The organism is uncultured Alteromonas sp., assembly GCF_963976965.1.
Lineage (GTDB): Bacteria > Pseudomonadota > Gammaproteobacteria > Enterobacterales > Alteromonadaceae > Alteromonas > Alteromonas naphthalenivorans.
Genome location: NZ_CAXBMP010000037.1, coordinates 20,244 through 33,343 on the forward strand (window position 1 = coordinate 20,244; position 13,100 = coordinate 33,343).

Sequence of the window (13,100 nt, forward strand, 5' to 3'; positions counted from 1 at the left end):
TAATTCTCAGACAAATTCTTGGGAAGAGAATAATATTGAACTGTACCGCTCAGTTCGGTACTATAAGGTTGAATTGAAGATTTGTCAATAACGTTTAGGGTTGGGTAGTGCACAATGACGATAGCAAATGAACAAGAAAACGTAGCACAAGCGCTTGGTAAGACACTAGGCGCAAAGGCCCTCACGGTTTTACAAGCGGCAAGAAAGGTATTTTTAGCCCATGGATTTTCTAATGCTACCACTGACATGATTCAGCGAGAAGCGGGAGTATCTAAGTCTACGGTTTACGCGCATTTTGCCAACAAAGAAACCCTTTTCAGTGCGGTTGTACAGACCGAATGCTTTTCCACCTCGACTAGTATGCGTACCATTCGATATAAACCCGGACAGTTACGTGACGTGTTACACGAGGTGGCTAACGTGTACTTGAATGTTGTTCTATCTAAATCAGGGGCAGCATTAGCGCGTATGGTAATTGCAGAGGTAGAGCGTTTTCCGAATTTAGGTAAGATTTTCTATGAATCTGGCCCGCGAGCGAGCATTAAGGTTGTCGCAAATATTATGGGTTCAGCGAATGAAGCAGGGGATCTTGAGCTCGGGTCATTAACGAGTGAAGAAGCAGCAAGGATATTTATTGGTTCAGTGAGAAGTGAGTTACAACTCTATTATTTAACTCACCCAGATGATATGCCTACAAAGGCTCAAAAAGATCAGTGGATCACGTTTATTGTCGATACCTTTACGCGAGCTTACGGAAAGGCCGCTTAGTGTAGAACGAAGATTCATACCTCCTGTTGTACTTAGTAATACGTGCAACAGGGGGCGTATGATTTTACCTATTGAATCTGCTGATTATTTACATTGCCGCTTGTAACTTGCTGTACAGCGTATCTTTGAGTACTGCGCGGTCATGCTTCATTTGATGCAGAGTTTCGTCGCTGGTTGGCCCGCCTTTTAGCTCCAGCTTGCGGATTTCTTCATCTAACCCGTTGTATTGTTTAGTCTCGCTGGCAAACGTACTGTCGCTTTCTACAAGTTTTTCAATAACGGCTTTGTATTCTGGAAAGTCAGATTGTAACGAGTGGTTTTCACCTAACATAATATGCTCCTAAATTTTTTGTTCACTAAAATGTTTCAAGTAGTATTAGTTAATATCTTGTACGGCAACAACGAGATCATTCCAATTACGTTGATTTTCCATATCGTATTCCATTCCTTTAATGTCTGCTTCGTTAAATCGTTTAACGGCAGGGGTTTTACTGGTTGCTTGATATAGCCAGTAAGCTTCTGCACGTAACGCTTCATCTATAGGTTTATCGATAGATTCATATACAGCTTGTTTGCAGGCATTAATCGATTCTGCGGGAAACAGCGCAATGCGTTTGGCAAGGGCATCTACATATGGGCCTATTTCATCAGGCTCCAGCGCTTTATTAATGGTGCCGTAAGCTTCGGCTTCATCGGCGCTAAAATCACGGGCACTTAAAATTATTTCTAGAGCTCGGCCAAGGCCTGTTTGACGAGCCATCCGAGATGCGCCACCACCACAAGGCAGTATTCCCATGCCTACTTCCATCTGCATTAACTTGTATTTGCCGCGAGCGGCGAAACGCATATCGCAAGCTAGAGCAAATTCATGACCACCACCTCGGGCAAACCCTTCTAATTTCGCGATTGTGGCCTGTGGCAATTTACTAATACGCTCTAATACCACTTGAAGGTCGAGCAATTTCACATCGCTGCGAGCTACCGCTTCGGTTGACATATCTTTTAGAAGGTTAGTGTCATAGTGACAAACCCAAATTTCCGGATTAGCTGATTGGAACACTACAACCTTGACGGTGCGATCGCGCTCTAGGCGCATAGCAAGACCCATTAGGTCTTCTAGCATTTCTTGGCCCTGAACATTAACGGGGCCGAAATCGAAAGTGACGGTAAGTATTGCACCGTCTTGCTTTGCGGTAAAAGTGGTATAGCCGTTATACGCCATGATAGTTTCCTCTGATTGCTTTAATTGTTAATTCATTTTTTAGTTGTGGTTAACTTGCCAATAAGAGATTAACAGCGATGGACGGGCTTAATAATCGGTAAACCTGTGGATACAGTTTATGCATTTTATTGAAGATAGGAGTTGGCGTAAGCGGTGAATTCCCGCTACATCTTGAAGTTATGAGAAAGGAATAGGAGGCGGAATACGTGTATAACACGCTGAATGCACTAACTATTAGGCTGGACATCTCTCGTAACAATTTCTAAAAAAATTTGCGACTAGTCAGGTTGCGCGCCTCGATAAACCTGATTATGCTCCCCCGCGATTATACATGGGGCAATGCTCCGGCTTCAGGAACTCAGTTCCCTCTCTACATGGAATTATAATATATGAGACGAATCATAACGTTGTTTAGTTGTGTTTTGGCGCTGTTAACGACTCAAGTGTTAGCAAAAGACGTTGAATACCGCTTACCATCTTCCGTAACGCCAACCTTTCAAGACATTCATTTAAACCTGGATCCCGACGCACCACACTACTCTGGTTCTACTCGTATAAACGTCACAGTTAATACGGTAACCAAAAGAGTAGGCTTTTATCAGCAAGATCTTGCGATCACTCACGCCGAGCTTATTCAAAACGAGCGTGCAATAGCACTTAATGTTGAAGAAGGCGAGTACAACATTAATTGGGGTATGGCTGATGCTGACATTGCACCAGGCAAATACACCCTTGTAATCGACTTCGAAGGCAAGGTGAATACCTCATCTGATGGTATGTATTTATCTCGTTTTGAAGAAACAAACTACCTATTTACGCAGTTTGAAGATATGCATGCACGTAAAGCATTTCCTAGCTTCGACGAGCCCGCTTTTAAAATAGCGTACCAAATGACAATCACAGCGCCTGAAAAACAAGTGGTGGTATCGAATACGCCGGTTGAGAGCCGCGATGTTAGCGAAGGCATGCAAACGGTTAAGTTTGAAAAAACCAAACCTATGCCAACCTACTTAATTGCTTATACCGTAGGGCCGTTTGATAGCGCAGAGTTAGAAGGCTTGTCGGTACCTGGTAAAATCTACGTGCCTAAAGGCTATGCAGATAAAACAAAATTTGTGGTGAAACATACCCCTGAAATTTTAGCCACGCTAGAAGACTTTTTCGATATTAAATACCCTTACAAAAAACTCGATTTTGTTGCAGTGCCTAACTTTACGCACGGTGCGATGGAAAACGTAGGGCTAATTACTTATCGCGACAGCTTATTATTATTAGAAGACGAGCCGGGTTTAACAGAACGTAAAGGCCCGCTTAACGTTATTGCACATGAATTGGCACACCAATGGTTTGGTAACTTAGTTACCATGGCGTGGTGGGACGATTTATGGCTAAACGAAGCGTTTGCCTCGTGGGCTGCCAGCTATACCATGATGGAGCTGTACCCAGAGCTTAATTTTGCCGATCGTATCGTGCAAGAATCTGCGTTCGGTGCCGATGCTAGCCCTACCGTTAAACCGGTGAAAAAAGTGGTTCGTACCCAGCCTGATGTAATGGATGGCTTGGGGCTTAACTACTCAAAAGGCGAGTCTATTTTGCAAATGATAGAGTCGTTAATTGGTACTGAGAAGTTCCGTGAAGGTGTACGTAACTATATGAACACCCATGCATGGGGCAATACGGTTGCTGACGACTTATGGGCTGCTCTTGATGGTGTATCAGACATTAATTTAAGTGCCATGATGAAAGCCTATTTAGAACAGCCTGCTTACCCACTTATTTCTATAGACGATAACGGCACTATTACGCAGGAACGTTTTCATTACGCAGGCGCAACCGTAGAAGCACAAACTTGGGCTGTTCCACTTAAACTTACTTACAAAGTAAATGGCAAGATAAAGCAAGAAGTGGTGTTTATCGATAAAGCCAAAACCACATTGCCTCAACTTGCTGAAGCTGACTGGGTTTTCCCTAACGACAACGCAACAGGCTATTTCCGCTGGGCAATTACAAGTAAGCAACTTGCTAACTTACTTAGCGATTTAAATGTGCTTAATAACCGCGAAAAGAAAAATGTGTTGTATAACATGCAAGCATTACTTAACGCGGGCAAGGTAAGTATTGATAGCATAATGCCAGTATTAACTGCATTGGCGAAAGACAACGACCCTGTTGTTAAACGTGCCGCGGTAGGCGTTTTGGGTGAGTTTGACTACTTAATTAACGACGACAATAGAGCGAACTATGCTGCGTTGTTGAACCAAGAGTACTTACCTTTATTAAATGAGCTTACCCTTGAGCAAACTAGTGGCGAAGCGGAGAGTGTTATTAGCCTACGTAATCAGCTTTATAGCCTGCTCGGAAACAGAGCAAACAACGAAGCACTGATTAAAAAGAGTGAATTGATAGCCAAGCAATATATTAAAGATAGCAGTGCAGTTCCTGCGGGTATTGCTGACACCGCGATAGGTATCACCACGAAGTATACTGAAGATGATCTCTACGATACGTTGGTGGCCGCATTCAAAGAAGCGCAACTACCCAATGTTAAACGTACCTTGCTTTATTCCATGCGCTACACTGATGAAGCCACGGCAAACAAAATGCTAGATTTAGCATTAACCGATGATATTACGCCAGCCAACACGCTTTACATGTTGGTAAGAGTATCGCGTAATTTAGAGCTCAAAACTGCCTTGTATAAATGGTTAGACAAGAACCTTGATGCCTTGATTGCAAAGATGCCTGATTACCATGTATCTCGTATGCCTGAGTTTGTATCTACTACCTGTAGTGCCGAAAACTTAGATATGGCTAAAGCGTTTTACACGCCAATCAAAGATAAGCATGAAGGTATGGCGCGTAGTTTCGACATTATGTTGGATGAGTCGAACCAATGCTTGCGCTTAAAAGCGACATATCAAGAAGACTTTAATAAATTCTTAGCCAAATATGGAAACTAAACATAAGAATTAATTAATATCTTTATAAATCAACAGTATTACTGTGATTAATCGTAAGAGGCTGCCATTCGGCAGCCTCTTTTTTATTTTCGACCTCAAATTGTCATATAAGAGGGCGGTAAGCTTCAGTTTTATTACGACCTAAGTATTTGCACAAAATTTACACAGTTAGTTTTACCTGTACCAAAGTACACTTGAGTTAAACAAAAAATAAACTTATTTAAACGGCGTAAGTTTATGATTTTAATGTTTAAATAAAAATATGATATTATTTTGCACAAGTTCTTGCTGTGTATACGCAAGTATATAATTTTATACGTTCCTAAAAAAAAGTGGACGATAACAACATGGCGGAACTGGGTAGGCAAGGGCGAGCGAAGTTGAGTAAGTCAGCTTTGTGCGTGAAATTAATATTGGGTAGTGTGTTAACGCTGCCACTTTCTTTTAACGCTTTATCAGATGTAATTTGGGAAGAAAACTTCGACGCAGCCACATTAGATGGCAAAGGAGCGGTTGGAGGAGATACTATTACTATTGATATGGATGGCGTATCACGCTGGAGTATTGATGTAACAGACGCTGATTTAAGTGCGGTTTCTGACTGGTTTAAAGTCGATGGCGGCCAACTAAGTGCTCGCGACGTAGATGGCGATGCCGTGTGGGTGTCTGAGGTTATTGTCGTAAATGGCTTAACTGACTTGCAGCTTGATGTCGAAGTATCAGAAAGTGGTACGCAAGAAGACATAGATTATGTTGATGTGATGTACTCAGTTGATGGTGGAGAGTTTGTCTTAGTCACCAATGCACTGGGAACAGATATTCACACTCTTATAGATGACTACACTAGTGTAACCGTTAATTCTGCTATTCCTGATGCAAGCACGGTTCAAATAAAACTAGCTATGAAGAACAATGCTGGGACAGAATCCCACTTTGTAAACAGCGTTGTTTTATCAGGTTCAACTGGCTCTGAAGGAGAGGATGAAGGCGGCGATGATGGCGAAACATCTGACGACACGCTTCGTACCTTAACCGAAAGTTGCTTTAACTGCCCTGATTTAACCGCGGTTAAATTGCCCAGCGACTATGTTGAAGCGGATTATTATGCGCAGCTTGATACAGCAATAACGAATAATGAAAGCGCTGAAACACTTAAAGCGCTGGCTCAAAATATTATCTCACTCGATCACCATCAGCTTTCTTATTCAGAAGCATGGACAGCCCTAACTGACACCGATCAAGACCCTGCCAACCCAGACAATGTCGTGTTGTTCTACATGGGAACATCGTTAGCTAAATTCAGTAACGGTAGTGGCACGCAAAGCAGCAATCAGGACAATTGGAATAGAGAGCACGTTTGGGCGAACAGCCATGGTTTCTCTAGTAGCAGCTTAGCCGCATATTCAGATATTCATCACCTTCGCCCAACCGATATATCGGTAAACGGTTCTCGCGGCAATCTAGATTTTGATTTCAGTGATGGTGCACTACCTGAAGCGCCAGCAAACAGCATTGATAGTGACTCTTTTGAACCTCGTGATTCAGTAAAGGGTGATGTAGCACGCGCTATGTTTTACATGGACGTACGGTACGATGGCAGTGATAGCAGCGAGTCGGAAGCAGACTTGGTATTGGTTGACCGTTTAACCAGCACTGACGAAGCCGCCCAAGGCAAACTGTGTGTTCTTTTACAATGGCATGAAAGCGACCCTGTTGATGAATTCGAACTTGAAAGAAACAGCAAAGTTTTCGAATTCCAAGGTAACCGTAACCCCTTTATCGACAAGCCTGAGCTTGCTTCACTAATATTCAATGCAAGTTGTGATGGTACAGACGCTGGCGATTCAGATGGCGGTGATACGGGAGAAGATTCTGGTGACTCAGTTGATGATGGCACTGACGGAAGTACAGGTTCAGGCCACGCCGTTTTCATTTCTGAATACATTGAAGGCAGCAGCTTTAACAAAGCGGTAGAAATTTACAATGGTTCAACTGAGGCAGTAGATTTAAGTAACTATAAGCTTAAATTACTTTCAAATGGCGCTACCAGCGTAGGTGACGAAAAAGTATTGGAACTTAGCGGCACGTTAGCCTCTGGTGCCGTGGCTACCTTTAGTCATGCTAGCGCTGAAGATGCGCTGACTACAGGCTCGACGTTGAGTAGCTTTGTAATGAACTTCAACGGTGACGATTACATCGAGCTAAGTTACGGTGATGTCACCATTGATGCTGTTGGTACGTTTGGCGTAAAAACCAACTGGGGTAAAGATGTAACCCTAGTGCGTAAAGCTTCAATTACTGAAGGTAATGCAACACGTAACGCTGCTTTTGACCCAGACAGTGAGTGGGATAGCTACAGCCAAAACACTTACGATTATTTTGGTTCGCACAATGGCAGTGTGGTCGACCCTACAGATCCAACCGACCCAACTGATCCGACAGACCCTGTCGACCCAGTAGATCCGGTAGACCCAACAGTCGAGTTGGTGCTTATCAGTGAACTGCAGGACGAAGGTGATGCTTCACCACTTGCTGATACTACCGTAATCATTGAAGCGGTAGTGACCAAAGTAGCGGAAGACTTGTCTGGTTTCTTTGTTCAAGAAGAAGCGGCTGATTCAGATGGCAACGACGCAACCTCTGAAGGTGTGTTTGTATATGCTACTTCCCTAGAGACTTTCCCAATGGTTGGCGACTTGGTTCGCATGCAAGGTGACGTGGTTGAATACAACGACTTAACCGAGTTTGTATTATCAGGCGACGTTGAAGTGTTAGGCGCAGGTGGAAGTATTCTCTACACAGAACTTAGTATGCCATTTAGTACAGATACCAACCTTGAAGCCTATGAAGGTATGCAAATTACCTTTACCCAATCGTTGCTGGTCAATGACGTATATAACTTAGGTCGTTACGGACAGTTTAACGTGGGCTCTGAGCGCGTGATGATCCCGACTAACCAATATCCTGCGGGCACAGCCGAAGCGATAGCGTTAGCAGAACAAAATGCCCTCAATACATTGTTGGTAGATGATGCTTCAAATAGCCAAAACCTAGATGGTATTCCATTCCCTGTGGGCGGGCTAACGCATGCTAACCCTCTACGTTTGGGCGATACAGTTGAAAACCTCACAGGTGTAATGCATTACTCGTTCAGCGAGTATCAATTGCTACCGGTAATGGACTTAGAATTAGTTCGCACCAATGCACGTACGGCTTACCCGTTAATCGGCTTAACCGGCGATGTAAAAGTGGCTAGCTTTAACGTACTTAACTATTTCGATGGACCAGACTTCCCAACCTCTCGCGGCGCTACCAATGAATTCGAATTGGTTCGCCAAGAAGCGAAAATCGTTGCAGCGCTAGCAGCAATGGATGCAGATGTTGTGGGTCTTGTAGAAGTTGAAAATGATGGTCATGGTGAAGACTCTGCTATTGCAACATTAACCGCAGCGGTTAATGCTGAAATGGGCGGTGATGTGTATAGCTATGTGTCAATCAGTGAAGCATTAGGTACCGACGAAATTGCAGTAGGCATGATTTACAAGCCTGCAGTAGTCACACCATTTGGTAACGCTGTTACATCGTCTGAGTCACCGTTTGACTATGGTAACCGTCAGCCGCTTCTTCAATCATTTACAGTGAACGCCAACGGTGAAGCATTCACCCTTGCCGTAAACCACTTTAAATCGAAAGGAAGTTGTTCAAGTGCTACCGGTGATAATGCCGATTCAGGTGATGGACAGGGCTGTTGGAACGCATTGCGTACCGATGCAGCTAATGGCTTGGTTGCCATTGTAGAAAACAATAGCGATACCTTATCTGACCGCTTACTCATTATGGGTGACTTAAACGCGTATGCAGCAGAAGAGCCTATTTTGGCCCTTGAAAGTGCTGGCTATACCAACTTAGTTAACACCTTTGGTGGCGATTCGGCATACTCATACACATTTGGCGGCGAACTAGGTTACCTAGACCACGCATTATCTAGCCCAAGCTTAACTGAATATGTGGTTGATGCGACGGTATGGCACATTAACGCAGATGAGCCTCGTGTGTTTGATTACAATGAAGAGTATAAAACTGACGCGCAAATCACGGATTATTACGGCGCTGATGCATACCGCTCTTCAGATCACGACCCAGTATTAGTAGTACTTAACTTCCCAGATGCGGTACAACCTGGCGATTTTGATGGCGACAACGACGTAGATTATAACGACATTATGGCGTTCTACGGCTTGTTCTTATCAGGTGGTGCGAGCGATTTACAGTATGATTTTAATAATGATGGCATGGTTAATTTCTTTGACCTTAATGCCTTGATGACCATGTGTACCCGCGCTGGTTGTGCAGTAGAATAAGTAGGAATTGAAAAAATGAAAAAATTTATTATTGGTTTATTTGCATTAGTTGGTTTTAGTGCGCAAGCAGCGGTTATTAACATTAGTACCGATCAGGCATCTTATAACGTGGGTGATACTGTTACGGCTACGGTTAATTTAGATGTGAACGCTCTACTAGCGATTGGTGGAACACTACCTCTGATATCATTCGATAATACGTTTATCTATGATTCAACAAGCTTGACGTATTCAGATGGCTCTGTAACCTTTGGCGATAGCTCGGGATTTACTTTCTTAGATGGTTTGTTCCCAACGGCTCCTGGAATGATCTCTGTATCGTCAACGGGTTTGCTCCCGTTTTCATGGATGTTAGAGATGTTAGGGACTCAGCAATTACTAGCAGGGACCTTAGAGCTGTACACGTTGAATTTTTCAGCATTAAGTGCTGTGAACGACTCACTGTTTGATGTAAGTGGCAGTGTTCTCAACTCCAATGGCCAGCAGTTGCAGGCGACTACGTCATCCGCTCAAATTTCAATTACAGAAGTTCCAGCGCCAAGTACTGGTGTTCTAGCATTACTTGCTTGCTTCGGTATGGCGGTATCGCGGGTTAAGGCTCGTCGCTAATCGAGATATTCTAGCAATGTAACTCAACACGCTTATTACTAAGCATGTTAACAAAAACCCAGCATCTGCTGGGTTTTTTATATTTGATGCTCGCTAAATCAGTTAAGGCTTCTTGTAGAAGACACGCCCAAAAAATACGACAAAATTTCTATTTACAGCGCGCTCAAAATGAACCACACTGGTTAAAGGTACAGTTAAATGGAAATGATATGTCTGCCACCAAAATGCTAGGTAATGAAGGGCGAGAGTTCGGCCTTAGTGATGCTTCACCTTCAGAAAACGCAAGTCTTGATACCGTCAGCTTTGCTCAGCGCCAGCGGTTGGCTTATATCGATTTTTGTTTGTTGTTTAAAGGGGCGATTTATCGCCAAGATCTAATTGGCCGCTTTGAAGTGGGTTTATCTGCGGGCTCTCGCGATTTCAGTCTGTATAAAGTGCTGGCGCCAAATAACCTTACCTACGACGCAAGAGATAAGCGTTACTTTCAAACCGATACTTTTGTACCGTTGTTCGAGCACGATCCTCGTAGAACCTTGGTGAAGTTAGCGAACGATATTTCTGATGGCTTCGATGCTATCGGTGATATCCACTTTCCGGTAGAAAGTGCGTCGTCGTTAAATATCCCCGATATTTATGTAGTGGCGAAACTAGTGCAAGCTATTGTTAATAACAAAGCGGTGAGTGTTATTTATACATCGCTTTCAAGTGGTTCGGGCGCGCGAGAATTGGTGCCCCATAGCATTGTAGATAATGGCCAGCGTTGGCACGTGCGTGCGTTTGATAGAAAAACCGGAAGCTTCAGAGATTTCGTGCTAACCCGTATTAGTAAAGTTACCCTAAAGGCCAACCCTGCATTAAGCGAACAGAGCCTAGCCGATGAAGCATGGCAGCGAAAAATAGCCTTAGAAGTAGTGCCGCACCCGAAAAATATAAACCATCCTACTGCCATTGAGCTCGATTATGGTATGGAAGAAGGAGTACTTCACCTTGAAGTACGGGCCGCTATGGCAGGGTATCTACTGCGCCGGTGGAATGTAGATTGTACTAAACATGCCAGTCTGCGTACGGGTGAATACCAACTGTGGTTGCGAAATCAGGAAACGCTGGAAAATACCGATAATCTTGCCATTGCACCAGGGTATATTGGCGAGGAAAAACGCTACGAGTAAAAGATTTTTCTCTAACGGCAGGTATGTCGGTCGCTTCAAGGTGCGTTACCACTTTTGCGTAAATTGCTTAATACTAGAGAGCAGCAGGTCTTTATCTAATGGCTTGGTAAGAAAGTCATTCATGCCTGCATTTAAACATTCTTCTTTATCTTCAGGGAATGCATTGGCAGTAAGTGCTGCGATAGGCGTGTTTATCTTTAATTCGTTTCGAATAATGCTAGCGGCCATAATACCGTCCATTACGGGCATGTTGCAGTCCATCAATATGAAGTCGAACAAGTGCTTGGCACAGGCTGCAACGGCTTGCTCACCATCTTTCACATGCACAATTTTAAAACCTTCGCCTTCAAGCATTGCTTTTACAATTTCGGCGTTAATATCATTATCTTCTGCAATAAGAATGCGCAACCTAGGCGCTGCTTTATGGGGGAAGCCGGTTGGCTTGCTGGCTCGGGACACTAGGCTTTGTAAATCGAGCTCTAAGTCTTTGCGGATGATCGGCTTTGCATGTGAGCGCCAAATAACGTCTTTCACGGCCTCTTCACAATCTAATCGTTCAAGTTCTGCTGAAATCAAAATGATTTTTGGAAATGGCGAGATATCTGTTTTTACTAATTCTCGCAACAAATCAACGCCGCTCATCTCTGGCATCGCTAAATCGAGAATAATAACATCGTAATTATTGGGCGTATCTTCCAGAAAGTCCTTTGCGCTTGAGTACGACGTTGGAATAAGCGACATTGCGGCAACCACGTGTTCTAGATATTCTCGGCTTGTAAGCAAGTCGTCCACAATAGCGCAGCGCAATATGGCGTCAGTTTTAACCTCGATGGCGGGCAGAGACTCTTCAACCACCGGAAGGGTTAGCGTAAATTCACTACCGGCGCCTAAGGTTGAGGTGGCTAAAATATTACCGTCCATTAATTGTGCTAATTCTTTAGCGATACTCAGCCCTAGCCCAGTGCCTCCATAATGGCGGGTGGTTGACTGGTCTGCTTGCTCAAATTTTTGAAAGATAGTCGACAATTTATCAGAATCAATACCAATACCGGTATCTTTAACCGAAAACAGCAAGGTATTGCCACTCTCCGTGAGAGCTTGGCTGACCGATAAGGTTACGCTACCTGACTCGGTGAACTTAATGGCGTTACTCAATAGGTTATGTAAGATTTGTGCAATACGGGTGATGTCACCTTGAATAATGGGCGCTAGCGTTTGCTGTTTATTGTAATGAAAATCTAAGCCTTTGTTCTGGCAATAAATACGCTGTATAGATACCACCTCATCAAGCAGTTGAAGCAAGTCGACAGGGCCTTTTTCAACCACAATTTTCCCCGCTTCAATTTTTGATAAATCGAGAATGTCGTTAATAAGGGTAAGCAATTGTCGCCCAGCGGTTTTGGCCTTTCGTAAGTAATTTTCACTCTTGCTTGGGTTATCCATCGCAAGTTCAATCATGCCAAACAGCCCATTCATTGGCGTGCGTAATTCGTGACTCATACTCGATAGAAACTCGGACTTAGCTCTATTGGCTTCCTGCGCCTTTAGCGCTTCTGTTTCTGCTTTTTCAGAGGCTTCATATAGATGCTGTATTGTCTTTTTTATTTTTCTATCCATGGGCGCGAAAATGAAAAAAGCTTCAACCCCTAGTAGGAATATAGTGGCAAGCCACAAATAGAACTCAAGAGACGAGACCGCATCAACATGACTTTTCGCCTCTAGCTCGAACATATAAACCACACTATTAAGTTGCTCTAGCAGCCTGGTGGCTTGTTCTATAGTAATAACAATTGAAGAAGAACATTGGGGTGAATTCACAAGTGCTCTTGCTTGTCCAATATATTGATTAACCTTTGCATCAAGCTGGCTAGTACCGAAATACATATTGGAGATAGAGTCTGGTAAAGAGGGCAATGAGATTAGTTTTTGATGATTACTTGAAAAGGTATTAATGGCCGTTTCAAGTATGTCGGTAGACGATGCGCTGTCTTCACCACAGGCATTTATTTTT

8 protein-coding genes are annotated in these 13,100 nt (G+C 43.5%); 5 read left to right on the forward strand and 3 right to left on the reverse strand.

Annotation, left to right across the window (positions count from 1 at the left end; translation table 11 throughout):
* Positions 1-114 precede the first annotated feature (114 nt).
* On the forward strand, positions 115-768 hold the full coding sequence (locus AAC006_RS19250) for a TetR/AcrR family transcriptional regulator (RefSeq protein ID WP_126873024.1): 654 nt from the start codon (positions 115-117) through the stop codon (positions 766-768).
* Positions 769-856: 88 nt separating this feature from the next.
* Here AAC006_RS19250 and AAC006_RS19255 read toward each other — a convergent pair whose 3' ends face one another.
* Both AAC006_RS19255 and AAC006_RS19260 read right to left on the reverse strand, forming a co-directional pair.
* Complete coding sequence (locus AAC006_RS19255; RefSeq protein WP_126873025.1) at positions 857-1,099, reverse strand: YdcH family protein; 243 nt, start codon at positions 1,097-1,099, stop codon at positions 857-859.
* Positions 1,100-1,144: 45 nt separating this feature from the next.
* Entirely contained in the window at positions 1,145-1,990 is an 846-nt protein-coding gene (locus AAC006_RS19260) for an enoyl-CoA hydratase/isomerase family protein (protein ID WP_126873026.1), read from the reverse strand.
* Positions 1,991-2,379: 389 nt separating this feature from the next.
* Here AAC006_RS19260 and AAC006_RS19265 point away from each other — a divergent pair, with 389 nt between their 5' ends.
* The 4 genes from AAC006_RS19265 to AAC006_RS19280 all read left to right on the forward strand — a co-directional run bounded on the left by AAC006_RS19265 (position 2,380) and on the right by AAC006_RS19280 (position 11,089).
* Positions 2,380-4,950, forward strand: coding sequence for a M1 family metallopeptidase (locus AAC006_RS19265; protein ID WP_126873027.1), 2,571 nt, complete (start codon positions 2,380-2,382; stop codon positions 4,948-4,950).
* A gap of 347 nt (positions 4,951-5,297) precedes the next feature.
* The gene (locus AAC006_RS19270; protein ID WP_126873422.1) at positions 5,298-9,311 is read left to right on the forward strand and encodes an ExeM/NucH family extracellular endonuclease; all 4,014 of its coding nucleotides are present in this window, start codon (positions 5,298-5,300) and stop codon (positions 9,309-9,311) included.
* A gap of 15 nt (positions 9,312-9,326) precedes the next feature.
* Positions 9,327-9,920 (forward strand): hypothetical protein, encoded by a 594-nt coding sequence (locus AAC006_RS19275; protein WP_013783621.1) that lies wholly within the window; start codon positions 9,327-9,329, stop codon positions 9,918-9,920.
* A 209-nt stretch (positions 9,921-10,129) separates the two neighbouring features.
* Entirely contained in the window at positions 10,130-11,089 is a 960-nt protein-coding gene (locus AAC006_RS19280; RefSeq protein WP_260563570.1) for a WYL domain-containing protein, read from the forward strand.
* Positions 11,090-11,134: 45 nt separating this feature from the next.
* Here AAC006_RS19280 and AAC006_RS19285 read toward each other — a convergent pair.
* The coding region (locus AAC006_RS19285) for a response regulator (RefSeq protein WP_339892299.1) at positions 11,135-13,100 on the reverse strand (1,966 nt) is incomplete at its 5' end.